We start from the raw sequence: 24,499 nt of genomic DNA on the forward strand, positions 1-24,499 counted from the left end.
ACAAATAATAAACATGTTAAATAACAAAACAATTCTCATTACAGGTGGTACTGGATCTTTAGGGAAAGCGTTAACAACACATATATTTGCAACTTATCCTTCCGTGAAGAAGTTAATTATTCTTTCTAGAGACGAGCAGAAGCAATTTCAAATGGCTCAAGAATTCCCTACTAACAAATATCCTCAAATCCGTTTTCTCTTAGGAGATGTTAGAGACGAGCAGAGGCTGATAAGAGCTTTTCAAGGCGTAGATTATGTAATTCATGCTGCCGCTATGAAGCACGTTCATTTAGCTGAATATAATCCCGACGAATGTATAAAGACAAATATAGGTGGTGCGCAAAATGTAATTCATGCAGCTATGCAAACTAGCGTACAAAATGTAGTCGCCTTATCAACTGATAAGGCATGTGCACCAATTAATTTGTATGGAGCAACTAAACTTACTTCTGATAAATTATTTGTTGCTGCCAATAATATTAAAGGATCTAATCCTATAAAATTTTCAGTTGTACGCTACGGGAATGTTATGGGCTCTAATGGCTCTGTAATTCCTTTCTTTTTAAATAAAAAGAAAGAAGGAAAATTACCAATTACTGATGTTTCGATGACCCGTTTCAATATTTCGCTTCAAGGAGGCGTAGATATGGTTATGCATGCTATTGAACATGCTTGGGGAGGAGAAATATTTATACCAAAAATACCGTCATATAAAATTACTGATGTCGCTGAAGCTGTAGCTCCTGACTGTTCTTTAGATGTAGTAGGAATTAGACCAGGTGAAAAAATTCACGAAGAAATGATTACTGCTTCTGATTCATTTTACACCTATGATTTAGGTAAGTATTATACTATTTTGCCTTCTGTTCCTAATTTTAAATTAAACGACTATTTAGATCATTTTAACGCAAAATTAGTACAGCAAGGATTTAATTATAATTCGGGAACCAATGATGATTGGGAAACAGTCGAGTCTTTGAGAGATTTAATTAAAGAACATGTGGACGCTAATTTTGAAGTGTAATGGTAAATAAAATTATTCCTTACGGACGACAAGATATCACTCAAGATGATATTAATGCTGTAATAGAAACGTTGCAATCTGATTTTTTAACTCAAGGGCCTAAAATTAAGGAGTTTGAAGAAAAATTTGCTCAATATGTAGGCGCGACATATGCAGTAGCAGTTAATAATGCCACAGCAGGACTTCATATTGGAGTTATGGCACTTGGTTTAAAAGAAGGTGAAAGAGTAATTACTACTCCTATTACTTTTGCTGCATCTGCTAATTGCGTGCGATTTGTTGGAGGGGAAGTTTGGTTTGCAGATATTGATCGAGAAACTTATTTATTATCTCTTGAAAAAACAAAGGAACTTATTGAAAGTAAACCGAGAGGTTTTTTTAAAGGAATTATTCCTGTCGATTTTGCTGGCTTGCCAGTAGATTTAGAAGCTTTTAGAGAATTAGCAAATGAACATGGATTGTGGCTATTAGAAGATGCTTGCCATGCACCAGGTGGTTGGTTTTTAGATTCTAAAAAGGAGAAGCAATTTTGTGGAAATGGTGTATATGCAGATGCCGCTGTTTTTTCATTTCATCCAGTTAAACACATTGCTTGTGGAGAAGGAGGAATGGTAACCACTAATTCTGAATATGTTTATAAAAAGTTATTGCTTTTGCGTTCTCACGGAATCACAAAAGAAAATATGTCTGAGAATCATGGTGGTTGGTTCTACGAAATGCAAACTTTAGGGTTTAATTACAGACTTACTGATTTTCAAGCTGCTTTGGGGATTTCACAATTATCAAGAAACGAGCAAGGTGTTGCAAGAAGAAATGAAATTGCAAAGCAATATAAAGATGCTTTTGATAGTAAAATTAAATTTCAGGCCTTAAACGATAATAGTTTAAATGCACATCATTTATTTGTGATAGAAGTTGAAGACAGAAAAGGATTATATGATTATTTACATAAAAATAATATATATGCTCAAATTCATTATATCCCTGTACATCAATTGACTTATTATAAAGGTATTGGTTATAATGATTCAGATTTAAAATACGCAGAGAATTATTATTCGAAGTGTATCAGTTTACCTATGTATCCGACATTAAGTAACGAAGAACAGGAATTTGTTATTTCATCAGTATTTGAATTCTATGACGGAAATATCTAAAATAGGACTTGGGTCGGTTCAATTCGGGTTATCTTATGGGATTTCAAATACAACTGGACAAACTTCAGAGGAAGAAGTATCTAAAATTTTTAAACTAGCTTTTAAAAATGGTATAACTATTATAGATACCGCTTCATGTTATGGTAATTCTGAAAGCGTTATTGGAAAAAATGGTGGTAATAAATTTGATATTGTTACAAAGTTTATGCCTTCTACACAGGCTATCTCTGTTATAGATCAATTCGAGCAAAGTCTTATGTGTTTAGGTATTAATCAATTATATGGTTATTTAGCACATCGCCCATTAGAGTTGATTTCTAATAAAAATGATTGGAATGAAATACAAGTTCTTAAAAAAACAAAAAGAATAAAAAAAGTAGGATTTTCATTAAACGACCCGAAAGAATATTATCAACTGATAGAAGCTGAAATTTTCCCCGATATTATACAAGTTCCTTTTAATTATTTTGATTCTCGTTTTAAAGAAATTTTGATAGAGTTAAAAGAAAATGGTTGTGAAATTCATACCCGCTCCACTTTTATGCAGGGCTTGTTTTTTATGAATAAAAATAATCTTTCTGATTTTTTTAAACCATTATTTACTGAATTAGATTATATTCAAAGTATAGGTAACAATGAATTGAGCTCTTCTTTGTTAAAATATGTTTTAAAACAACCTTTTATAGATAAAGTTATTTTAGGAATTGAAAATGCTAATCAATTGGAAGAGAATATTAAAGGTTTATCATTTGCATTAGATTTAAAACCGATGTCAAAACGTTTTTCAGACGAGTTATTAATGCCTATGTATTGGCCAAAAATATAGTTATGGTTTATACTTTTGATTTAAAGAATAAAATAATTTTGATTACAGGTGGTTATGGGTATTTAGGTAAAGCTATTACTGAAAGTCTGTTGTTTCATAAAGCTACCGTTTATGTTTTAGGGAGAGATGAAGTAAAATTTGACATAGCCTTTGAGAATAATGAGTTCCAATCTCAACTTTTTTTTGTCAACTGTGATGTATCGGATTCGGATTCTATTTCTTTTGCTTTTAAAAAAGTTTTTGAAAAAGAAGGTAAAATCGATGTAATCATTAATAACGCATTTTATAGTAAAGGACAATCTCCTGAATTGATGACAGATAATGAGTGGGAAATCGGAATTGATGGAACATTGAATAGTGTATTTAAAAGTATTAGAAATATTATCCCCTATTTTAAAGAATCTAATGGAGGTAAAATAATTAATGTTTCTTCGATGTATGGTATTGTAGCTCCTCAATTTGATGTTTATAATGATTTCCCAGAGTTTTTAAATCCCCCACATTATGGGGCCGCAAAAGCTGGGGTTATTCAAATGACTAAATATTATGCTTCCTATTTAGGGAAATATAATATCAAAGTAAATGCAGTAACTCCTGGACCGTTTCCTTCGAATAGTGTTCAAAAAGTAACAGGTTTTATAAAGGCTTTAGAGTCCAAAACTTGTTTAAATACAGTTGGGAAACCTGAAGATTTAGCAGGTGCTTTTGTTTTTTTAGCTTCTAATGCTTCCAATTATATAACCGGTCAAAATATTATAGTCGATGGTGGATGGACTTCAAAATAAGAAAATAGCCTTTATTATTCAGGCTCGAATGCAGTCTACTCGATTACCGGGCAAAATCTTGTTACCTATGCCATTAGGTAGTGATTTTTGCTTGTTAGACCAAATTATTATAAGTTTAAAATCATCAAAAAGAGATGCGAGTATTTATATAGCTACTTCTGAAAATGTAGAAAATGATGTACTAGAAAAAACAGCAATTGTTAATGAAGTTAACTATTTCAGAGGTTCAGAAAATGATGTGTTAAGTCGTTTTATTTCTATTATTGAGCAGAATTTTATTGATATTGTGGTTCGATTGACAGCTGATAATCCTGTAGTTGATGTAAGTTTATTAGACGAAACTATTGATTTTCATATTAAGAATAAAAAGGACTATACAAATACGGTTGGATTGCCTTTAGGTATGAATTTTGAAGTTATTGATGCTAATGCTTTACTGTCCTTAAAAAATAAAAATCTTACGAGCCAAGATAAAGAACATGTGACCTTGTATCTTAAAAATTCGAGCGAGTTTACTTGCGAGTCATTCAAAATTGGATTGCAAGACAAGTATAATAATGTTCGCGTTACTATTGATTATCCTTCTGATTATTTAGTAGTGTCGAGTCTTTTCTCATTGTATTTGATGACCAAAATTCCTTTAGGATTAAGAATGATTGAGTATGTTGTTGATAGATTTCCTTTCTTGTTTGAGTGCAATCAGTCTAATATTCAAAAAGATAACTGTAAAACATTAGAAGAAGAAATTGATGTTGCTATTCCTATTTTAGAAAAATTAGAATTAACTAGGCTTGTGAATGTTTTTAAATCTAAAATTCATGAAGGAATATAAAATATTAAATAGACAGCGATTTGCTGATGGAATTTACTCTATTGTGTCATTAAGGTTTGAGGATCGGATGCTTATAATGAAGTGGCGGAATGAGCAAATATATCATTTGAGACAGAATGAGCTACTTACTTTAAAAGATCAAAATGATTATTTTGCGACAGTAGTCGCAAAACTTTTTGAACAAAATGAACCAAATCAAATTTTATTTTCTTTTTTAGAAAATGATGTCTGTATTGGCTATGGTGGTTTAGTTCATATCAACTGGACTGATAAAAATGCGGAGATTTCTTTTGTTATGAATACCAGTTTAGAAAAAGATTTTTTTCAATTTCATTGGAAAAATTATCTGAGACTAATTGAGAAAGTTGCTTTCCAAGAATTAAAGTTTCATAAAATTTTCACTTATGCTTTTGATCTCAGACCGAATTTATATAGAGCTTTAGAATCTGTAGGCTTCTCTAAAGAGGCAGTTTTAAAAGAGCATTGTTTTTTTGATGGCGAATATCACGATGTAATCATTCATTCTAAAAAAAAGAATGATAGTATAGAATTATGCTTGGCAACATTTGATGATGCACAATTATTATTTGATTGGGCAAACGACAAGCTTGTACGGCATAACTCGTTAAGCACGAAACCTATATTATTGGATACTCATCTAAAATGGTTAAGTCATAAATTGAATTCTGAATCCAAAATTTATTTATTGCGTTTTAATAAAACTTCAGTTGGGCAAATTAGATTTGATTTTATAGATGATTTTTGGTTTATTGATTATTCTATAGATGAAAAATATAGAGGTAAAGGTTTTGGAAAGATTCTAATTGAGTTAGGTATGCTAAACTTCAGACAAGGAGATACTTTTAAAGCTGTTGTCAAAAAAGAAAATATATCTTCTTTAAGAATTTTTCAGAAATTAGGTTTTGAAGGTCTTGAGGCAGATTCGGATATTATTACTTTTGTAAAAAAAATAAATTAAGTGAACCGATTTATAGTATTATCTGAGAAGAAATGGCATGAAGAAGTATTTTTTAATCTAAAGAAAGAATTTTCTGAAGCCAAGTGGATTCATATTTGTAAAAAAGAAGATTTTAATTATGAGAATTTATTATCGATAAATCCTGTAAAGATATTCATACCACATTGGTCATATATTATCCCTAGCGAAATTTATGATAATTTTGATTGCATTGTTTTCCACATGACTGACTTGCCTTATGGTAGAGGAGGTAGTCCTCTGCAAAATCTAATTGTAAGAGGTCATAAATCGACTAAGATATCTGCTCTAAAGGTTCAGAAAGGTATTGATACAGGCGATATTTATATAAAGGATGATTTGAGTTTAATAGGTACTGCACAAGATATTTTTAAGAGATCTTCTGACGTGGTATATGTAATGATTGAAAAAATTATAAAAAATAATATCATTCCGATTCCACAGGTTGGTGAAGTTGTTGAATTTAAAAGAAGAAAACCTGAAGAGAGTAATTTAGAATTCTTAGAATCGTTAGAAAATGTTTTTGATTATATCCGAATGTTAGATGCTGATGGTTATCCTAATGCTTTTCTGGAAACAGAATTTTTGAAATTTGAATTTTTTAATGCGGAATTAGATAATAAACAAAAAAGTATAGAAGCTCATGTTAGAATCTCTAAGAAATAAAAAAATATTAATTGTAGTTGCCCACCCTGATGACGAATTATTAGGCTTAGGTGCTACAATGAATAAATTAGTAAATGAATACAATGTTAAAACTCATGTAATTATTTTAGGTGAGGGGATAACTTCACGATCAGATTCAAGAGATTTGATTAAATGGGAGGAACAATTACTAACTCATAAGATGAATATTGATAATGCACGAAAGGCTATTGGATATCATTCTGTTAAAGCATATGATTTTCCAGACAATAGGTTTGATTCTGTTGCGTTGTTAGATATTGTTAAAGTAATTGAAAAGGAAAAAAACAGTTTTATACCAGATATTATTTTTACACACCATGGAGGTGATTTAAATATTGATCACCAAAGAACTTTTGAGGCTGTCATGACTGCATGCCGACCGATGTCTCATGAAACTGTAAAAACCATAATAACATTTGAAACACCATCTGGAACAGAATGGCGTGCTAACACAGATCCTCGTCACTTTTTGCCTAATTTTTTTGTAAAAGTAAGTTCTGATAATTTAGAAGCAAAAATAAAAGGAATGGAAAGCTATGAATTTGAAAGTAGAACTTTTCCTCATCCTAGATCTCCTGAAGCACTAAGAATTCAAGCACAACGTTGGGGCATAGCTGTGGGAATGAGCTACGTAGAAGCATTTAATATTGTTAGATCAATAAATTAATAATTATGAAAATTGGAAATTTTGAACTTAGTAAAAATTCAGAAGTATTTATAATTGCTGAATTATCAGCCAATCACAATGGTAGTATTGAGGTAGCTAAAGAAACAATTAGAGCTGCGAAAAGAGCTGGTGCAAATTGTATTAAGTTACAAACTTACACTGCAGATACTATGACAATTGAGAGCGATAAGGAGGATTTTATTATTAAGGGAACCATTTGGGAAGGCTGTAATTTGCATAAATTATATCAAGACGCTTATACCCCATGGGAATGGCATGAAGAATTATTTAAAGTAGCAAAAGAAGAGGGGTTAATCTGTTTCTCATCACCTTTTGATAAAACAGCAGTAGACTTCTTAGAAACGCTTAATGTTCCAGCCTATAAAATTGCTTCTTTTGAAATTACTGATATTCCTTTGATCGAATATGTGGCATCTAAGGGTAAGCCTGTAATTTTGTCAACAGGAATTGCTACTACAGAAGATATTGAGTTGGCATTGGATGCCTGCAAAAGAATGGGGAATAATGATATTGCTTTGTTAAAATGCACTTCTAGTTATCCTGCACCTATTGACGAGGCTAATATGTGTATGGTAAAAGATTTAGCAAAACGATATAATGTAATAAGTGGTTTGTCTGATCATACTATGGGAGCAACAGTCCCTGTTGTTGCCACTTGTTTTGGCGCCAAAATTATAGAGAAACATTTTATTTTAGACCACTCTATAGGAGGTCCTGATGCTTCTTTTTCTATGGATGAAACTGAGTTTACAGCTATGGTATTAGCCGTGCGTGAAGCAGAGAAAGCAATTGGAGTTGTTGATTATACCTTGACAGATAAACAAATTAAAGGAAAAGATTTTTCGAGATCTTTATATGTTGTGGAAGATATAAAAGCAGGAGATATTATTACAAAAGAAAATGTTCGTTCTATAAGACCTGGATTTGGTATGCATCCTAAATATTATCATGAGATATTGGGAAAAAAAGCTATAACTGATATTGAAAGAGCAGTGGCCTTAAAAATGGACTTTATGAAGTAGAATCTTTATTCAAACTTTGTTAAGTTTGAAGTGCGATAGAAAAAGTTATAAAGTTTTTTTTAAATAAATTAATGTGTTTGATTATAATATATAATAAATTTTTTAGTAAAACACTTAGTGTATTAATAGCTTTTAGTATAATATATATAATAGAAGTTCATATATTAATTAGTAATATCTATCATTTGTATAAAACAATAAAGAATAATTATAGCTATGTACCTGAAATATTTTTGTTTACCATTTGTGATCTTCCTATTGTCTTGTACAGATCAGGATGATCTCCCTATGCCTAAAGTTTTTGATAAAAATTTTGATAAATTAGTTGTTACAAAAAGGATAACTTGTATTGACAAAAGACATAGAGCTTTTACTGATTTGGTTTATTTCGATAATAGATGGCTTTTAACCTATAGAGAATCAAATGAACATATCTTTGGTGAGGATGGTGTTGCAAAAATATTATCAAGTTTAAATGCTGATGATTGGGAATTGGTTAAATTATATAAATACCAAGGTTTTGATTTTAGAGATCCAAAATTTGCAATTAAAGATAATAAATTGCTTTTTTATACACACGGCTCGACATATTTGGAGGCATATAGGTCAGCACCTAAAGAGTATAAAGATTTTAGAGCTAAATATACAGGAGATGGCAACTGGTCTTTACTAAATGAAGTTTTTGTAGATAAAAAAAACGGTACAATTTCTAATTTAAAAGGTAATGAAACTTACCCGTGGAGGGTTACATACTATAAAGGGATAGGTTACGTATTTGGCTACAATTTTCAGCATGATGTATTTAATTTTTATACTACTGAAGATGATGTTTACTTTAAAAACACAAATACATTAAAGTCACCAACAGGAACGCCAAATGAAGCAACTGTGCGAGTTGACGAAAATGGAGTATTTTATAGTTTAGTCAGACGTGAATACGCTACTGCACTGCTTGGGAAATCGAAAGATTTGGGATTGACATGGAATTGGTTTGGGAATATACCAATATATGCTTTTGGCGGACCAAATTTTTTATTTTATAAAGATGGGATTTTATTATCGGGCCGAGAAAAAGAAAAATTGATCTTAGGTTATTTCGATCTAAAAACGGGAGATTATAAAAAAATTTTAACGTTCGAAAGTGGGGGTGACTGTTCTTATCCAGGTATGGTTATTACAGATAATTTTTTGTGGATAAGTTATTATTCTCAGCATGAGCAAAAGCGTGGATCATCAATTTATCTCTCGCGAATCAATTTAAGCAAATTAGGTTTGTGAGTTCTCAACAAAATTTAATTAGCAAAAGAAAGACGTTTTCCTATTTATGTTAAAAAAAATAATATCGCATAGTCTTATCTACGGATTAGGGCCTTTTGTGCCAAAAATAATTAGTCTATTAATGTTGCCCATTTTTACTAAAGTGTTAACTACTGAAGATTATGGTGTGCAAGCGTTAATGAATTCAAGCACGTCCTTAATAGGTGTTTTGGCAATGTTAGGACTACAACTACCGATCACTAACGCATTTTATCATCATACGCATCATTACAAAAAACGTTGGTCTCAGTTTTATGGGTTCTTAAATATTTGGATGATATTTTATTCTGCTTTATTGGCGGTAGTAATTTACTTTATTGTGCCAATTGAAGCTAAAGAAAATTTATATGCTCTAATTTTATTAAACGTCATTCCGATAGTTTGTTTTGGACCAGCCGATACTTTTGGTCAATTGTATTATCAATTAAATCAAAAGCCAAAGGAAGTAGTTATGCGTACTATTGTAATATCTTTTATCACAATTGCTTTAAATTACTATACTATAGTGATTTTAGATTTGCATTACATGGGTTGGTTTATTGCAAATTGTATATCAGCTTTACTATTGCATTTTTCTTACTGGTATCCTTTAAATTATATATTAAAAATTAAACCTATTTATAGATTTAAACGTAAAGTTATTTTTAAAGGTCTGAGTGTTTCAATGCCAATGATTCCACATTTTTACAGTGGCTATTTACTTGGATCAGCAGATAGTCTGTTGTTGAAATTCTTTTTGATAAGTACAGCCCAAATTGGGTTTTACGGATTTGCAGCATCATTCGGTGCATTGATGGCTCTGGCGGTTGGTGCTATAAATACTGCGGCAGCTCCCATAATAATGCAACAAATAAAGCTAAAAAATTATGAGGAGGTAAAAAAAATAACTTGGATGATTCAGTTTTTCTTGTTAGTTGGCTCTTCCGTCGGGTGTTTTTGGTTAAAAGAAGTATTTGGAATCATGGTTAATAACCAAGAATTAAGATCAGGTTATTTTTTGGCAGCTATATTTATTATGGCACATAATTATCGGCCAATGTATTTTGGATCTTCCATGATTTTATTTTACAGAGAAAAAACAAAAAATTTGTGGAAAGTAACATTAGGAGCTGGATTATTTTGCTTGATAATGAACTCATTTTTAATTCCTATTTATGGGATAAAAATCCCCGCATTAATTTTGTTTGTGAGCTATTTAATTATGGGATATGGTACCTTTTTTCTAAAAGACTACAAGGATGTTGCTATTGCAAATTTTAAACCTTGGCTTTGGTTTTTCTTAACTTTATTCTGTTTTATTTCAGTTCTGATTGTGGTAAACTTTACGGTTTTATATAAAACAGTAATAACAGTATTATTTCTATCCAGCCTTGTTATTTATTACTTTACACTTATAAAAACAAAAAATAAATTAATCTAAATTTTAGTTAACTTTTTTTGACTTAACATTTCTTATGCTACATTATTTAAAATCATTAATAAAATTTTTTTTAAGAAATTGTCGAAAATCGTACTTCACATTTAGTTCTCTATGGAAAGTTGCTAAATTTAGTACATATAAGGTCAAGATGAGTTCTGTGAGTGATACAGGAGAATGTTTTATATTAGGAAACGGTCCCTCTTTAAAAGACGATTTAGAAAAAAATGTCACCTTTTTACAAACACAAAAATTAGTTGTTGTAAATAACTTTGCAAGATCAGATTACTATGTAAAATTGAAACCGCAGTATTATGTCTTTGCTGACCCAGCTTACTGGAGCGATGAGAAAAATAAAGTAGTGGATAGTTGTCGATCGACATTAGAAACAATTAGAGACAATACAACTTGGGAAATGAAAATTTTTGTTCCTCATGCAGCATTTAAAACTGAATTGTTTAAAGAATTCTTTATTATTAACAATCGCATTTCTCTAGTAGCGTATAATACCACATTTATATCTGAGAGAGGATTCGAAAATTTAAATCATTACTTATATAAAAAGAATTTAGCCGCTCCTAGAATTCAAAATGTTCTTATGGCAGCAATATTTATATCTATAAATATAGGTTTATCAGAAATAAATCTTTTAGGCTCGGATCATTCTTGGACTAAAGAATTATTTGTAAATAGTGAAAATCAGGTTTGTATATTAGATCATCATTTTTACGATAAAAAAAAACAAGATTTTAATATTTTCACGAGAGTTGATGGAAGTATTTACAAAATGCATGAAATATTAAGAGATTATGCTTTTATGTTTGAGGGATATCATTCACTGAGGGGATATGGCGATGTACTTGGTGTAAAAATTTATAACAATACTTCAAATTCATTTATAGATGCATTTGAAAGAAAACAATGTGTTTAATTTATAATATTCAATCAAATAGTAATTATGCGTTTTTTTAAAGATACTATGAGGTTTTTTTACTACATAATGAAAGATAAAATTTCATTAAATGAGTTATATAATGTACAAGCAGAATCTTCTATTAGCAAGAAGGCTAAATTTTTAGGTTCTCATAAAGTATCAAAAGTTGTAATAGATGATTATACATATATATCTAATAATGCACAAATTTCAATGACTATTATCGGAAAATATTGTTCGATTGGTCCCAATTTTTTATGCGGGTGGGGAATTCATCCTATAACAGGGATTTCAACATCTCCAATGTTTTACTCTACTTCGAAACAAAACGGATTTTCTGTTGCAACATCAGATAAAATTGAAGAAAGAAAGGAAATTATAATAGGAAATGATGTTTTTATTGGTTCAAATGTTATTATTCTTGATGGAGTTAAAATAGGGAACGGTGCGGTAATTGGCGCAGGTGCTGTTGTTTCAAAAGATATACCACCATACGCTGTAGCAGTTGGCAACCCGATTACCGTAATTAAATACAGATTTGATGAAAAAACTATTCAAGCGCTCTTAAAGATTGAATGGTGGAATAAATCAGAAGAAATGCATTTGGAAATTGAAAAATATTTTTTTGATATTGATAAATTTATTTCCATACACAATAAAAAATAGAAATTATGGCTGATGCATTAGTAACTATTATCACAGTAGTTTATAATGATATTAAAAATATCGAAAAAACAATTCAAGCAATTCTTAATCAAAATTATCAATCGATAGAATATGTAATTATTGATGGAGGTTCTTCTGATGGAACAATCGATATTATAAAACAATATGATAAAAACATATCGTATTGGGTTAGTGAGAAGGATGCGGGTATTTATAATGCAATGAATAAAGGAGTTAAACATTCAAATGGAGAATGGTTGATTTTTATGAATAGTGGAGATCTTTTTTATGATAATGATGTTTTAAAAAAGATTTTCTATAAGGCAAATTATTCGAGTGTAGCAATTCTATATGGGAATACTTTAGCAAAGAATTCTAAAAGCGTTAGTAAACCACCAGACGCTATTTCTAAAAACTTTTTTTATTTAAATACAATATGTCATCAGAGTGTTTTTTTTAATAAAAATGTTTTTAAAAGCTTTGGTAATTATAATTTAGGCTATAAAATTATAGCAGATAGAGAGTTACTATATAGAGTAGCACGGTCAAAAGGAAAATTTCTGCACGCAGATCATTTAGTAAGTATTTGGGACGAAGAAGGTTTTTCAAAAGCCAATATTTCTCTATTTCAGCGAGAGGAAATTTTGTTTCAAAAAGAAAATTTTTTGATGGCCGAAAGACATTTTATATTATTTAAAAAGCGATTGCAAAATTTATTGAAAAAATTAATTAAGGTTCGTATTAATTAGAATGGAAATTTAATAATTAGGTTTTAATTATAAAGCGTCTTAAAATGAAAATTTTGCAAGTATCCGAGAGCGATAACATTGGTGGTGCAGCTATTGCAGCGACAAGATTAAATGATTTGTTTGATAAAAGTCATTTATTCGAATCGAAACTCCTTGTTAATAGAAAGAAAACTAATGACTTAAAAATTATTTTTCCATCTTCGATTTTAGACAAAGTTTATGCTAAAGTGATTCCACACTTAATAATAAAGTATAATAAGTTCAAGTTTGGAACTTCAAGCTTAACAATGTCTGCTAATACTTCTTGTTTGTTTTTTTTAAAAACAGTTAAGAAGACTGATTTTGACATACTTCATCTGCATTGGGTTAATAATGCATTTGTTGGTTTAGATGATCTAAAATCAATTGATAAGCCAATGGTTTGGACATTACATGACAATTGGCTTTTTACCGCCGGTTGCCATTCAACTCAAGGGTGCACTAATTATATTGATAATTGTAGCGATTGCCCTAAAATTAAAGAAAGTAGATTCCAAAAAAACTTGGATCGACAATTTTTTGAAAAAGAAGAGAGAATCCAAAAATTAAAAGATAAAATAGATATTGTCGTTCCTAGCCTATGGATGTTTGAAAGTGCAAAAAGAAGTAGGATTTTAAAAGATTTTAGGATTAATTTAATACCTAACTACATTGATGTAAATTTATTTGCTCCATTAGAAAAATCAATTTCTAAAGAAAAATTAGGTCTATTACAAGAAACAAAGTACATACTATTTGGTGCAACTGATCCTTTAAATGACACCAATAAGGGTTTTTCGTACATTCAACAAATGGCGAGCCGAGGAGCTCTTGATGGATTTACACTAATAATTTTTGGAAGAGTAGATAACATAGAGCAGATCAAATTAAATGTTCCATTTATTACCATGAATTCAATTTATGATAAAAAGAAGCTGGTTTCGTTATATAATGTTTCCGAAGTTGTAATCATGCCTTCTTTGCATGAATCATTTGGTCAGGTAGCCGCTGAAGCAATGTCGTGCGGTATTCCTGTACTTTGTTTTGATACAACAGGCCTCAAAGATGTGGTTGACCATAAAATAAATGGATACAAAGCCGACTTAAAAAATCTAAACGATCTAATTGAGGGGTTTAATTGGATTATATCCCAAAGTGATTTAAATCGATCTGCACGACTAAAAATTGTAAATGAATTTAGTAAAGAGGTAATTTTGAATAAATATTCTGTATTGTATTCGAATATTATAAAATTTAAAAGAAAGCATAATGCCGGAAACTAAAAAAAAGATTTGGATTAGCATTAGCTTAATTTGGGTCATTATGTTTATGGCATTCCCTTTTTCAATTCCACAAGCCTTAAATCTTCCTGCAAAATTTATTATGACGGCTGGTACAGCAGTGTTAACAGTTGGGATACTTATTAATTTACAACGTATTAAATTAAATTCCAGTATTGTTTTTATCTTCTTGTTTCAAATTTTAACTGCTTTTGTATACTTCTTTGCTCATTCCGATGCAGCGTACATAAATTTATTATTCCAAGTTGTAGTACCTATGATACTATATATCTATTTTTCAAATTTTATGAAATTAGAAACTTTAACAGGTTCTTTCATTAAGATTATGATGGTAATGGGGCTACTTTCTTCTATATGTTTTTTGCTTGCCGTAACTATCAATTTACCCTATTATTCCGCTTTTAAGAATCCAGATGGAAGAGAAGCTTATAATTTTATTATATCATTTACAAATACACTCGTAGATTTTGGTTCTGCTAAATTTATTCGTCCAGCTGGTTATTTTGATGAACCTGGTACCCTTGCTTTTTATATTTTAATTGCGATATTATTGAATGATTTAACAATCAACAATAAAAAGTTTCGAATTATTTTAATGATAACTGGTTTGTTTACGTTTTCTATTGCTTTCTATTTAATTTTAGCTTTTTACTCCTTATTTTATTTTAGTAAAAAAAACTTCATAAGAATGTTTGTGGGTTCATTGTTAATTTCAATTATTGTTTTTTCTGTCTATTTGCAGCTCGATAGTGTAAATCAAAATATAATTTATGGATCTTCCATCGGAAGATTGGAAAGTATAATAGATCCTGCCTCAGCCTCTGATAATTATCAAGCAGATAATAGGACTGATTTAATTCGTACTGCAATAGATGCCTTTGTAGATTCGCCATTAATCGGCCAAGGACTTTCTTATGCGTCTGATGAGAAAAGTCGATTTTATGGTACTTTTATGTCAGCTAACTTTTTAGGAAATTTTGGTATACATGGTTTTTTTGGCGGAATAATATTTTCTCTACATGTTTTTTACTATATTTTTATTTGCTTTAGAAAAAAAAATTGGCTAACAGTTCCTCAAAAATCTTGTTTAATATATTTATTATTACTCTTGCAAAGACCTGATTACATTGGAGGGGTTTTAACGTACGTTTCTGTTACTTTATTAATACTAACATCATTAAATTTTAAAAATGTCACCAAAAATATCGATTATAACCGTAGTTTATAATGACGCAAAACATATTTCCAAAACTATTGAGAGTGTGATAAATCAATGTTATCAAAATATCGAATATGTCATAATTGACGGTGGATCAAAAGATTCTACAGTAGATAAAATTAATAACTATATTAACAAAGTCAATATTTTTATTTCTGAGCAAGATTTAGGTATTTATGACGCAATGAACAAGGGAACTCGTTTAGCTACTGGAGATTTTTTACTTTTCCTTAATTCAGGAGATGTTTTTCACAATAACGGTGTTATTAGCAAATTAGCAGAGTATATTATAAAAGTCAAACCTGTTGATCTTATTTATGGAGATGTTGGTATAGCAACCAGTAAAATCAATTTCATTCCAATTCTAAAATCAAAACAAATTAGTTTAATTATAGAAGGAATGGTAGCAAATCATCAATCTTGTCTCATAAGCAGAGATTTGCAAACAAAGTACAATTACGATTTAAAGTATAAATTAGCATCAGATTACCATTTTATATTGCGAAGTTATTTAAACGGTGCTCGTATTGTGCAAATTGATGAAATTATATCTGTTATTTCAGATGGAGGTGTTTCTGATGCTAACAGATTGTCGGTATTTCGTGAAAAATTGAGAATAAAAAATGAATTAAATTATTCGCTCAAAAACTACTTTGACTTTTATATCGAATCAGGATACATGTATATTGCTAGTATGGGAAAAAAAATACTTCCAAATGCTGTGTTAACGATATTATACAAACGTAAATATGAAAATTAGAATTATAAAGTAACTGCTATATCAATAGTTAATTTTTTTGAAGGAGGTCCATTGTCAATTCTTTCGGATTGTCTTAAAGATTTAAATAATAGCGAGTTGACCCGTAAATACTCATTTGCTGCTTTAGTTAACAAAAAAGAGTTGTTTAAATATGCAGTTGAACGTCCTACATTAAACACATCTTTGAAATCAGTTGATGTGCTTATCTTATGTGCCGTGCTTACTTTTTTTAGTTCTCCACAAATATTCTTTAAACAATAAAATTCATCAAATTTTAAATTTAAAAAAAATGTTACTAATCGACGCCGTTTATATTAATGTTGGAGGTGGAAAAGTCCTTTTAGACTATTTAATTGAAGAATTAGAAAAAACCAGTGCACAAATTGTCTACTTATTTGATAGTCGCATAAAAGAAAAGCATCCAGTTATAAAAAAATCTAATACTATATTTTATATCGAAGCAGGATTATTGTCGAGATTTAAATTTTATAAAGCAAACAAAAATACATTTGAGAAGATACTATGTTTAGGAAATATTCCACCTATGGTTGCACAGAATTGTGAGGTAATAACCTATTTTCATAACCCGATGTACCTTGATGTTCCGGAAGATTTTAATTTTATTGAAAAGTTTAAATACTCTTTAAAAGTTTCAATAATAAAGTTCTTTAAAAACACTACAAGTTGGTGGGTGCAAAGCGATTTAATTAAAACCTCTTTTATAAATAAATTTAAAGTTTCTGAAAGCAAAGTAATTATAAAACCATTTTATCCTCCATTTAAGGAGTTAGTACCAAACGTTCCTGTACGGAAAAAACACACCTATCTATATGTTAGTAATGCAACACCTAATAAAAATCATATTAGATTATTAGAGGCTTTTTGTGCCTTTTATGACAAATATCGTGTAGGAGAGTTAACAGTTACAATAAGTAAAGATTACCCTATCGTGCTTAAGGCTATTAATGATAAAATCACATTAGGATATCCAATTATAAATACTGGATTTATAAAAAGAGATGATTTGAAGTTATTATATTTACAAAATGAATATCTTGTTTTCCCCTCATTGGCGGAAAGCTTTGGATTAGGTCTAGTTGAGTCAATTGAAAATGGATGTAAAGTCTTAGGTGCTGATTTACCTTATACATATGCAGTTTGTGAACCTTCACTGGTTTTTGATCCTTACAACGTGTCTTTGATTTACAATACATTTATAAGAACAATTCAAGAAGATTTGAAACCTAGTGTTAGTAAGATAGAAAATAAAATAGATGATTTAATTAATATCTTAACTTAATAGATTAAAGTAATGAATATATCAGCTAGTATAGTTTTTTATTGCTCTGATTTTAATGATTTTGAGAGGGTTTTGGAAAGTTTCTTTATTTTAAATGCAAATATTACAATTTATATTATTGACAATTCTCCAACGAATATATTAAAAAGTAATATTAGTGATCCCAAAATTCACTACATCCACAATCCAAGTAATCCCGGATTTGGAGCAGCTCATAATATTGCAATTACAAAAGCAATGGCATCTGGTTCCAAATATCATTTTGTGATTAATCCTGATGTTTATTTTGATACAGATGTAATATCACCAATGGTTGATTTTATGTCTCAACACAAAGACATAGGCATGATGATGCCAAAGATCTTAAATGAAGATGGATCGGTTCAAAATTTACCTAAATTACTGCCTTCTCCGTATAGTATTTTTATGCGGAAATTTAAAAAACCACAAAATATTTACAATGCCTTTATTAACAAATACGAATTGAGGAAGGTGCCAGAAGATGCAATCTACAACGCACCTATTCTTTCAGGCTGTTTTACTTTATTAAATATTGAAGCTATTAAAGAAGTGGGAATGTATGATGATACCTTTTTTATGTATTTTGAAGATTGGGATTTGTCACGAAGAATGCATTTAAAATATAAAACTATTTATTTTCCCAAAGTTTCTATCTATCACGGTTATGAATCTGGCGCCAATAAGAGTTCAAAATTATTCAAGATATTTGTCAATTCAGCAATAAATTATTTTAACAAGTGGGGTTGGTTTTTTGATGAAGATCGAGTTAATATAAATAAAAAAGCATTAGCACAATTTAATAAATGAAAATAACCATCACAGGCGCAACAGGCTTTGTTGGAATAAACCTTCAAAAATATCTAGGAACTGATTTCAATGTATCTCGAATGTCGCTTCGATACATTCCTAACCAAAATTTAAGTTTACAAGGTGATGCAATAATTCATTTGGCAGGTAAAGCTCATGATTTAAAAAAAGTCTCCACTCCGCTAGATTATTATGAGGCGAATTTTGAACTTACTAAGCAATTGTTTGATGCGTTTTTAATTTCTAATTTGTCTGTTTTTATCTTTATGAGTACCGTTAAAGCAGTAGCTGATGAAGTTGCGGGAACGCTGACGGAGCAAGCACTTCCTGAACCCAAAACCCATTATGGAATCGCAAAGCGTCAAGCAGAGGAATATATTTTGTCACAGCAAATTCCTGAAGGTAAAAAAGTATATATACTTAGACCGTGCATGATTCATGGGCCAGGAAATAAGGGAAATCTGAACTTATTGTATAAATTGGTTTGCAAAGGAATGCCCTGGCCGCTCGGAGATTTTGAAAATCAGCGCTCTTTTTTGAGTGTAGAAAATCTTTGTTTTGTTATTAATGAATTATTTGATAACGAAAATATTGAATCTGGCATTTATAATGTAGCAGACGATCAACCGCTCTCAACAAACGAATTGATAGCTATTATTGGTCAAAGCATCGGAAAAAAACACATGATTTTAAACATTAAATCAACTTGGATCAAAAGGGTAGCGAAAATTGGAGATACTTTTCGATTGCCACTTACTTCCGAGCGACTGCAAAAGCTTACTGAAAATTATCTTGTGAGTAACGATAAAATTGTAAAAGCAATGGGCAAAAAGTTACCACTAAGTAGCCGTCAAGGTCTTATAAATACATTTAAGTCATTCAAAAGCATAACATAATGCAATACAATTGTATTTTTTTTCAAGTAGAATAAATGGTCGTTAATTTTACTAAAGTCAAATATTGTTTTGAAGTTATGTTTATAGTAGCTGCTATTGCCTATGCTTTTTGCAATTTTATTCTTCCAAATAATGGGTGCAATTAACGATGGAGCGGGGCATAAAGACATTCAAATTTTAACTTCGAGTCGTATATTGGTGCATATAACTTTAGTTTTAATTCTTTTTTTTATGAGATGATTGCACTATTGCTATTATTACTATTTACCTATTTGAGCTTTTATTTTGCTTGTTTAGTAAAGCCTCGTTCAAAAAAAATGTTCATTTTTGTAGGTGTTTTTATTGTCAGCTCATTGGTGCTAAGAACGATGATAAAGTTCGAATTGAGTAATGATTATTTCCTATACTATAATTTTGAAATTTTTCATCAACCTAGCGGTTTTCTTTCTTATTTAATAAACGAGCCCTATCTATTTGCAGTTTATTCATTTTTTAATTGCTTACTAGAGGACAAAACAACTGTTTTTAGTGCAATGTTCTGGTTTAATTTTCTGCTAAGTACTGCATTCTTTGTATGGTTAATCTTTAGAAATGATATCGAAGCATGGAAGAAAATACTTTTATTTGTAGTGCATTATTTTTTGTTTGGCTATGTTTTACTTCGAAATGGACCTTCTTATATATTATTTGCAGTGTTTTTTCATTACACTTTTAGAGATCAAAAATTCAATTGGGTTTTATTAACTCCATTTATGCATATTAGTTCAAGTTTAATGTTAATCACCTATCTGCATAAATGGAAACATTATTTTAAAATGCTGTTGGCGCTGCCAATTATCGCTTTCTTATTCTATTTAATTTTAAAACATTTTTTATCAGAAATTGTGGCATTTGATTCGATTAGGTCGAAAGTCGAAATATATTCACAAGGAATGCCTTTAATTGGGTTTATGCACATACTCTTTTTTCTATGTATTGCCGGTTTGGTTGGTTTGGGATTTATAATTTACAAACGTAAAATGCTTCATCCCATATTGGTAACCACTTTTATTTTTTACTGCGTAACTTTTTTTATTAATCCTATTGTAGCGCATCGTTTTTCGCCCTACCTACTTTTCGCCCTATTATTATTTCCATTTGATAAAATTAAAAATGACAAAGCTGTTTTGACTATCAATCGACTTAGTGTTTTGCTTTTTCCTATGTTTGTCTATTTCTTATACCAGACACATCGTGTAGCAACTTTTGAAGATTTTCTTTAAAAACAATCAAGCTAGTTGCCGAAAAGATTACTTTTATTTAATTCGATTTTCGGATTAAAAACAATAAATAATATTAAAAATAATAATCTAATATAAAATGACAGTAGAAAAAACCCCAATCCAAGATTTGGTTATTATAAACCCCAATGTATTCAACGACGACCGTGGATACTTTTTCGAAGCTTATAATAAAGCAAAATTTAATGAGAATGGAATTATGTATAATTTTATTCAGGACAATCAATCTTTTTCTACTAAAGGCGTAATTCGTGGTCTGCACTTGCAAATAAATCCTTTTGCACAAGCCAAATTAGTCCGCGTGCTGCAGGGAGAAATTCTCGATGTCGCCGTAGACTTACGTAAAAATTCGCCAACTTACGGACAGCATTTTAGTGTTGTTTTGAGTGCCGAGAATAAAAAGCAATTGATGGTCCCGCACGGCTTTGCGCATGGTTTTTCGGTGTTAAGTGAAGCAGTATCGGTACTGTACAAAGTTGATCAGCTTTATGATAAGGAAAGTGAAAGAGGAATACGTTATGATGATCCTACATTAGCTATTGACTGGAAAGTTGCACCTTTGGATGTGATTGTTTCTGAAAAAGATATGATTTTGCCTGGATTTGATGCTATTGATTGGGAGTTTTAATTAGTTACTAGTGACTAATGAATAGTGAGGCGTTACTGTGAGTGGTGAATCTTAGGTATGCTTGGCTGCGAATACTGAGTGGTTAAGAGTTATGTGAAATGAAAAATTTATAATTGTGAAAAAAATATTAATTACCGGAGCCAATGGTCAATTGGGATCCGAATTGAAAGTTTTAGCGGAAAATTACTCGCAATATGAGTGGATTTATACCGATAGAGAAGAATTAGATCTATGTAATTTAACAAAGCTGGAAACAGAATTGGATGCTATAAATCCGCAGATTATTATCAATTGTGCCGCGCATACAGCAGTTGATAGAGCAGAATCTGAACTTGAATTGTCCGATATTTTAAATCATAAATGTGTGTCAATTTTAGCAAAGTGGAGCGGGACGAATGGCTGTCAATTTATTCATGTGTCGACCGATTACGTTTTTGATGGGACATCAGCGACTGCTTTGACTGAAGAAGCAGCTGTTAATCCTATCAATGTTTATGGAAAAACAAAATTAGCGGGGGAAAACGCATGTCTAGAGAACAATCCAAATGCCATCGTCATTCGTACTTCGTGGGTTTATTCAAGCTACGGTGCTAATTTTGTTAAAACGATGTCGCGCCTAATGCAAGAACGAGATGCGCTAAGTATTGTAAATGATCAGATCGGAAGTCCTACCTACGCAGCTGACTTAGCACAAGCAATTATGGTAATTCTTACCAGCTCAAACTGGGAACCGGGAATTTATAATTTCTCTAACGAGGGCGAAATTAGTTGGTATGAATTTGCATTAGCCATTCAGGAAATAGGTGGGTTTCAATGCGAAATTAGTGGCATTCCGAGTTCGGCTTATCCTACGCCCGCTACAAGACCAGCCTACTCGTTGCTAGATAAATCTAAGATTAGAAATGTATATGAAGTAGCTGTTCCCTATTATAAAGACAGTTTGAAAAAATGCATGCAATTGTTAAATAATGTCATTTAGTAAAACATTCTAATATATTTAATTTAAAATAAAAAAAATGAAAGGAATAATATTAGCAGGTGGCTCAGGAACAAGATTACACCCATTAACCTTAGCAGTTAGCAAACAGTTAATGCCTGTGTACGATAAACCAATGATTTATTATCCATTATCAACCTTGTTAATGGCAGGTATTCATGAGATATTAATAATTTCAACACCACACGATTTACCTCATTTTAAGAAATTATTAGGTGATGGTAGTTCAATAGGATGCCAATTTAGTTATGCTGAACAACCTAATCCTAATGGCTTAGCGCAAGCATTTGTAATTGGAGAAGAATTTATAGGAAAGGATAAAGTAGCTTTGGTTTTAGGAGATAATATTTTCTTTGGAACCAATATGCAACAATTGTTAAAAGAGAATTCGAATCCAGAAGGCGGAGTCGTCTTTGCTTATCACGTTGCTGACCCGGAACGTTATGGTGTCGTGGAATTTGATGACAGTAAAAAAGCGATTTCTATTGAAGAAAAACCTTTGGAACCAAAATCAAATTATGCCGTACCAGGACTGTATTTTTATGATAATTCTGTGGTAGAAATTGCTAAGAATATTGAGCCAAGCGCTAGAGGAGAATATGAAATTACGGATGTAAATATAGTCTATCTAGAGCAAGGGAAACTAAAAGTAGGTATTTTAAGTCGCGGTACCGCTTGGCTGGATACGGGGACTTTTAATAGTTTAATGCAAGCAGGACAATTTGTTCAGGTTTTAGAGGAGCGTCAAGGTTTAAAAGTGGGTTGTATTGAAGAAATTGCTTGGAGACAAGGTTTTATCAATTCAGATCAATTACGCGCTTTAGCTGAGCCCTTAAAAAAATCTGGCTATGGTGAATATTTAATAAATTTATTGAAGTATAAAATTTAGGGCGAATGAAGTAAGTAAGTTTTAATTATTAATTATTAAGTGTTAATTATTAAGTAGTGAGTGTTAATTATTAATTGTTAATTATTAAGTAGTGAGTAGTGAGTATTAATTATTAAGTATTAATTAGTGAGTAGTAGTTAATTAGTTTTGAATAGTTAATATTAAGTGTGAGTAGTACTAGTTGGTAACTCCTATATCACTTTACATTGCTAGTTCGCGCCTTACAAGGCTTTTTTCTCGAACAATCCAAGTTTGAGATCTCATTCATAGTTCAAAATTCAATTTTACAAAGTTTACGGTTGATAATTCAAACAATTTATAATTTTAAAATGCAGTATTTTTTTTTATTCTTTCTTTTTCTGGGTATTGAGTTGCTTTACTTTAGACTTGCAGATCACTACAATATAATAGACAAGCCTAATAGTCGTTCTTCTCATACTTCTATTACTTTGAGAGGGGGCGGAATTATCTTTCCAATTGCCATGATTGTCGCCTGTTTTATGGGGTATTGTTCGTGGTATTTTACGCTGGCAGTTGTGCTGGTTGGTGCTGTTAGCTTTATAGACGATATTAAACCCATTTCTCAATTGCCCCGTTTTGCCTTTCATTGTATTGCTATTTTATTAGTTATTTACGATTTAGACTTGTTTCGTGAGCCAATTTGGTTGTTAATGTTACTCTTTATTTTGGTGATTGGATGGGTGAATGCTTTTAATTTTATGGATGGAATTAACGGTATCACTGTCTTATATGCTTTAGTGGCTATTGGCTCTTTTGCTTACTTACCCGTTAATTTTGTGCATTTTTCATTACTATCTAGTATGTTTATTGCAGCTGCGGTTTTTGGAATCTTTAATTTTCGAAAAAAAGCAAAAACTTTTGCTGGAGATGTGGGCAGTATTGGCATGGCTGTGTTTCTAGGCTATTTTATGATTTTTACGATTTTAGAAACGGGACAAATTGGTTACCTTTTATTTTTTGCTGTATACGGAATTGATGCTATTATTACTATTGCAAGTCGTTTGGCAAAAAGAGAAAATATATTCGAAGCACACCGCTCACATTTATACCAGTATTTAGCGAATGAACTTGGCTTTTCACATTTAAAAGTGGCTTTTTTATATGCTTTTGTACAAATTATTATAAACCTACTCTTAATATTTTTAGATAAAAACGATATGCTAACCTTCTTAGTTAGCTTAGGAATTTTAGTCGTTCTAAGTTTTGCTTATTTGTTTATGAGAAGAGCAGTGGTGAAGAAAATTGCTATTTAATGAATTTT

General features: G+C 30.7%; 25 protein-coding genes. All 25 read left to right on the forward strand.

Features of this window, described 5'->3' with window-relative positions; genetic code table 11:
• Positions 1-13: 13 nt before the first annotated feature.
• The 25 genes from pseB (at position 14) to AP058_RS16450 (ending at position 24,491) form a co-directional block, all read left to right on the forward strand.
• Positions 14-1,024, forward strand: a complete 1,011-nt coding sequence (gene pseB, locus AP058_RS16330; RefSeq protein WP_066313320.1) for a UDP-N-acetylglucosamine 4,6-dehydratase (inverting) — start codon at positions 14-16, stop codon at positions 1,022-1,024.
• Positions 1,024-2,181 (forward strand): UDP-4-amino-4,6-dideoxy-N-acetyl-beta-L-altrosamine transaminase, encoded by a 1,158-nt coding sequence (gene pseC / locus AP058_RS16335; RefSeq protein ID WP_066313322.1) that lies wholly within the window; start codon positions 1,024-1,026, stop codon positions 2,179-2,181. Before pseB ends, pseC begins: the two co-directional genes overlap by 1 nt.
• Positions 2,165-3,007, forward strand: coding sequence for an aldo/keto reductase (locus tag AP058_RS16340; RefSeq protein ID WP_066313323.1), 843 nt, complete (start codon positions 2,165-2,167; stop codon positions 3,005-3,007). Before pseC ends, AP058_RS16340 begins: the two co-directional genes overlap by 17 nt.
• 2 nt (positions 3,008-3,009) lie before the next feature.
• Positions 3,010-3,792 carry an SDR family oxidoreductase gene (locus AP058_RS16345; RefSeq protein ID WP_066313576.1) on the forward strand — a complete coding sequence of 261 codons (783 nt, stop codon included), beginning with the start codon at positions 3,010-3,012 and terminating at the stop codon, positions 3,790-3,792.
• Complete coding sequence (locus AP058_RS16350; RefSeq protein ID WP_066313324.1) at positions 3,770-4,624, forward strand: cytidylyltransferase domain-containing protein; 855 nt, start codon at positions 3,770-3,772, stop codon at positions 4,622-4,624. The genes AP058_RS16345 and AP058_RS16350 overlap by 23 nt, the downstream gene beginning before the upstream one ends.
• A complete protein-coding gene (locus AP058_RS17025; RefSeq protein ID WP_197413416.1) occupies positions 4,611-5,603 on the forward strand; it encodes a GNAT family N-acetyltransferase in 993 nt (330 codons plus the stop codon). The genes AP058_RS16350 and AP058_RS17025 overlap by 14 nt, the downstream gene beginning before the upstream one ends.
• Positions 5,604-6,287 (forward strand): methionyl-tRNA formyltransferase, encoded by a 684-nt coding sequence (locus AP058_RS16360; protein ID WP_066313327.1) that lies wholly within the window; start codon positions 5,604-5,606, stop codon positions 6,285-6,287.
• The gene (locus tag AP058_RS16365) at positions 6,265-6,975 is read left to right on the forward strand and encodes a PIG-L deacetylase family protein (RefSeq protein WP_066313330.1); all 711 of its coding nucleotides are present in this window, start codon (positions 6,265-6,267) and stop codon (positions 6,973-6,975) included. The genes AP058_RS16360 and AP058_RS16365 overlap by 23 nt, the downstream gene beginning before the upstream one ends.
• A gap of 5 nt (positions 6,976-6,980) precedes the next feature.
• On the forward strand, positions 6,981-8,018 hold the full coding sequence (gene pseI / locus AP058_RS16370; protein ID WP_066313332.1) for a pseudaminic acid synthase: 1,038 nt from the start codon (positions 6,981-6,983) through the stop codon (positions 8,016-8,018).
• 288 nt (positions 8,019-8,306) lie between these two features.
• A complete protein-coding gene (locus AP058_RS16375; RefSeq protein ID WP_066313334.1) occupies positions 8,307-9,296 on the forward strand; it encodes a hypothetical protein in 990 nt (329 codons plus the stop codon).
• Positions 9,297-9,342: 46 nt separating this feature from the next.
• Positions 9,343-10,755 carry a lipopolysaccharide biosynthesis protein gene (locus AP058_RS16380; protein WP_066313335.1) on the forward strand — a complete coding sequence of 471 codons (1,413 nt, stop codon included), beginning with the start codon at positions 9,343-9,345 and terminating at the stop codon, positions 10,753-10,755.
• A 157-nt stretch (positions 10,756-10,912) separates the two neighbouring features.
• Entirely contained in the window at positions 10,913-11,683 is a 771-nt protein-coding gene (locus AP058_RS16385; protein WP_157492752.1) for a hypothetical protein, read from the forward strand.
• Between the two features lie 69 nt (positions 11,684-11,752).
• Positions 11,753-12,352: a CatB-related O-acetyltransferase gene (locus AP058_RS17260; RefSeq protein WP_304438246.1), complete on the forward strand. Its 600-nt coding sequence runs from the start codon at positions 11,753-11,755 to the stop codon at positions 12,350-12,352.
• 5 nt (positions 12,353-12,357) lie between these two features.
• Positions 12,358-13,101: a glycosyltransferase family 2 protein gene (locus AP058_RS16395; protein WP_066313338.1), complete on the forward strand. Its 744-nt coding sequence runs from the start codon at positions 12,358-12,360 to the stop codon at positions 13,099-13,101.
• A gap of 44 nt (positions 13,102-13,145) precedes the next feature.
• A complete protein-coding gene (locus AP058_RS16400) occupies positions 13,146-14,402 on the forward strand; it encodes a glycosyltransferase (protein ID WP_066313339.1) in 1,257 nt (418 codons plus the stop codon).
• Positions 14,389-15,648 carry an O-antigen ligase family protein gene (locus AP058_RS16405; RefSeq protein ID WP_066313340.1) on the forward strand — a complete coding sequence of 420 codons (1,260 nt, stop codon included), beginning with the start codon at positions 14,389-14,391 and terminating at the stop codon, positions 15,646-15,648. The genes AP058_RS16400 and AP058_RS16405 overlap by 14 nt, the downstream gene beginning before the upstream one ends.
• Positions 15,611-16,399 carry a glycosyltransferase family 2 protein gene (locus tag AP058_RS16410; protein ID WP_066313341.1) on the forward strand — a complete coding sequence of 263 codons (789 nt, stop codon included), beginning with the start codon at positions 15,611-15,613 and terminating at the stop codon, positions 16,397-16,399. Before AP058_RS16405 ends, AP058_RS16410 begins: the two co-directional genes overlap by 38 nt.
• A 289-nt stretch (positions 16,400-16,688) precedes the next feature.
• Complete coding sequence (locus AP058_RS16415; RefSeq protein ID WP_066313584.1) at positions 16,689-17,699, forward strand: glycosyltransferase; 1,011 nt, start codon at positions 16,689-16,691, stop codon at positions 17,697-17,699.
• Positions 17,700-17,711: 12 nt separating this feature from the next.
• A complete protein-coding gene (locus tag AP058_RS16420) occupies positions 17,712-18,527 on the forward strand; it encodes a glycosyltransferase (protein ID WP_066313345.1) in 816 nt (271 codons plus the stop codon).
• Positions 18,524-19,423, forward strand: coding sequence for an NAD-dependent epimerase/dehydratase family protein (locus tag AP058_RS16425; RefSeq protein ID WP_066313346.1), 900 nt, complete (start codon positions 18,524-18,526; stop codon positions 19,421-19,423). Before AP058_RS16420 ends, AP058_RS16425 begins: the two co-directional genes overlap by 4 nt.
• A gap of 317 nt (positions 19,424-19,740) precedes the next feature.
• The gene (locus AP058_RS16430) at positions 19,741-20,685 is read left to right on the forward strand and encodes a hypothetical protein (RefSeq protein ID WP_157492754.1); all 945 of its coding nucleotides are present in this window, start codon (positions 19,741-19,743) and stop codon (positions 20,683-20,685) included.
• Positions 20,686-20,782: 97 nt separating this feature from the next.
• Complete coding sequence (gene rfbC, locus AP058_RS16435; RefSeq protein ID WP_066313350.1) at positions 20,783-21,331, forward strand: dTDP-4-dehydrorhamnose 3,5-epimerase; 549 nt, start codon at positions 20,783-20,785, stop codon at positions 21,329-21,331.
• A gap of 115 nt (positions 21,332-21,446) precedes the next feature.
• A complete protein-coding gene (gene rfbD, locus AP058_RS16440) occupies positions 21,447-22,310 on the forward strand; it encodes a dTDP-4-dehydrorhamnose reductase (protein WP_066313356.1) in 864 nt (287 codons plus the stop codon).
• A gap of 37 nt (positions 22,311-22,347) precedes the next feature.
• Positions 22,348-23,217 (forward strand): glucose-1-phosphate thymidylyltransferase RfbA, encoded by an 870-nt coding sequence (gene rfbA, locus AP058_RS16445; protein ID WP_066313358.1) that lies wholly within the window; start codon positions 22,348-22,350, stop codon positions 23,215-23,217.
• A gap of 329 nt (positions 23,218-23,546) precedes the next feature.
• Positions 23,547-24,491: a glycosyltransferase family 4 protein gene (locus AP058_RS16450; protein WP_066313360.1), complete on the forward strand. Its 945-nt coding sequence runs from the start codon at positions 23,547-23,549 to the stop codon at positions 24,489-24,491.
• Positions 24,492-24,499 lie beyond the last annotated feature (8 nt).

Source organism: Flavobacterium sp. TAB 87 (genome assembly GCF_001529295.1).
GTDB lineage: Bacteria > Bacteroidota > Bacteroidia > Flavobacteriales > Flavobacteriaceae > Flavobacterium.

Bases quoted from the DNA above. Each gene is read 5' to 3' on its own strand.
- AP058_RS16375 (WP_066313334.1), top strand. From the start codon at position 8,307: ATGCCTAAAGTTTTTGATAAAAATTTTGATAAATTAGTTGTTACAAAA.
- rfbA (WP_066313358.1), top strand. From the start codon at position 22,348: ATGAAAGGAATAATATTAGCAGGTGGCTCAGGAACAAGATTACACCCA.
- AP058_RS17260 (WP_304438246.1), top strand. From the start codon at position 11,753: ATGAAAGATAAAATTTCATTAAATGAGTTATATAATGTACAAGCAGAA.
- rfbC (WP_066313350.1), top strand. From the start codon at position 20,783: ATGACAGTAGAAAAAACCCCAATCCAAGATTTGGTTATTATAAACCCC.
- pseI (WP_066313332.1), top strand. From the start codon at position 6,981: ATGAAAATTGGAAATTTTGAACTTAGTAAAAATTCAGAAGTATTTATA.
- AP058_RS16410 (WP_066313341.1), top strand. From the start codon at position 15,611: ATGTCACCAAAAATATCGATTATAACCGTAGTTTATAATGACGCAAAA.
- AP058_RS16415 (WP_066313584.1), top strand. From the start codon at position 16,689: ATGTTACTAATCGACGCCGTTTATATTAATGTTGGAGGTGGAAAAGTC.
- AP058_RS16350 (WP_066313324.1), top strand. From the start codon at position 3,770: ATGGTGGATGGACTTCAAAATAAGAAAATAGCCTTTATTATTCAGGCT.
- AP058_RS16430 (WP_157492754.1), top strand. From the start codon at position 19,741: ATGTTCATTTTTGTAGGTGTTTTTATTGTCAGCTCATTGGTGCTAAGA.
- AP058_RS16340 (WP_066313323.1), top strand. From the start codon at position 2,165: ATGACGGAAATATCTAAAATAGGACTTGGGTCGGTTCAATTCGGGTTA.
- AP058_RS16400 (WP_066313339.1), top strand. From the start codon at position 13,146: ATGAAAATTTTGCAAGTATCCGAGAGCGATAACATTGGTGGTGCAGCT.
- AP058_RS16425 (WP_066313346.1), top strand. From the start codon at position 18,524: ATGAAAATAACCATCACAGGCGCAACAGGCTTTGTTGGAATAAACCTT.
- AP058_RS16450 (WP_066313360.1), top strand. From the start codon at position 23,547: ATGCAGTATTTTTTTTTATTCTTTCTTTTTCTGGGTATTGAGTTGCTT.
- AP058_RS17025 (WP_197413416.1), top strand. From the start codon at position 4,611: ATGAAGGAATATAAAATATTAAATAGACAGCGATTTGCTGATGGAATT.
- AP058_RS16420 (WP_066313345.1), top strand. From the start codon at position 17,712: ATGAATATATCAGCTAGTATAGTTTTTTATTGCTCTGATTTTAATGAT.
- AP058_RS16345 (WP_066313576.1), top strand. From the start codon at position 3,010: ATGGTTTATACTTTTGATTTAAAGAATAAAATAATTTTGATTACAGGT.
- pseB (WP_066313320.1), top strand. From the start codon at position 14: ATGTTAAATAACAAAACAATTCTCATTACAGGTGGTACTGGATCTTTA.
- pseC (WP_066313322.1), top strand. From the start codon at position 1,024: ATGGTAAATAAAATTATTCCTTACGGACGACAAGATATCACTCAAGAT.
- AP058_RS16380 (WP_066313335.1), top strand. From the start codon at position 9,343: ATGTTAAAAAAAATAATATCGCATAGTCTTATCTACGGATTAGGGCCT.
- AP058_RS16395 (WP_066313338.1), top strand. From the start codon at position 12,358: ATGGCTGATGCATTAGTAACTATTATCACAGTAGTTTATAATGATATT.
- AP058_RS16365 (WP_066313330.1), top strand. From the start codon at position 6,265: ATGTTAGAATCTCTAAGAAATAAAAAAATATTAATTGTAGTTGCCCAC.
- AP058_RS16405 (WP_066313340.1), top strand. From the start codon at position 14,389: ATGCCGGAAACTAAAAAAAAGATTTGGATTAGCATTAGCTTAATTTGG.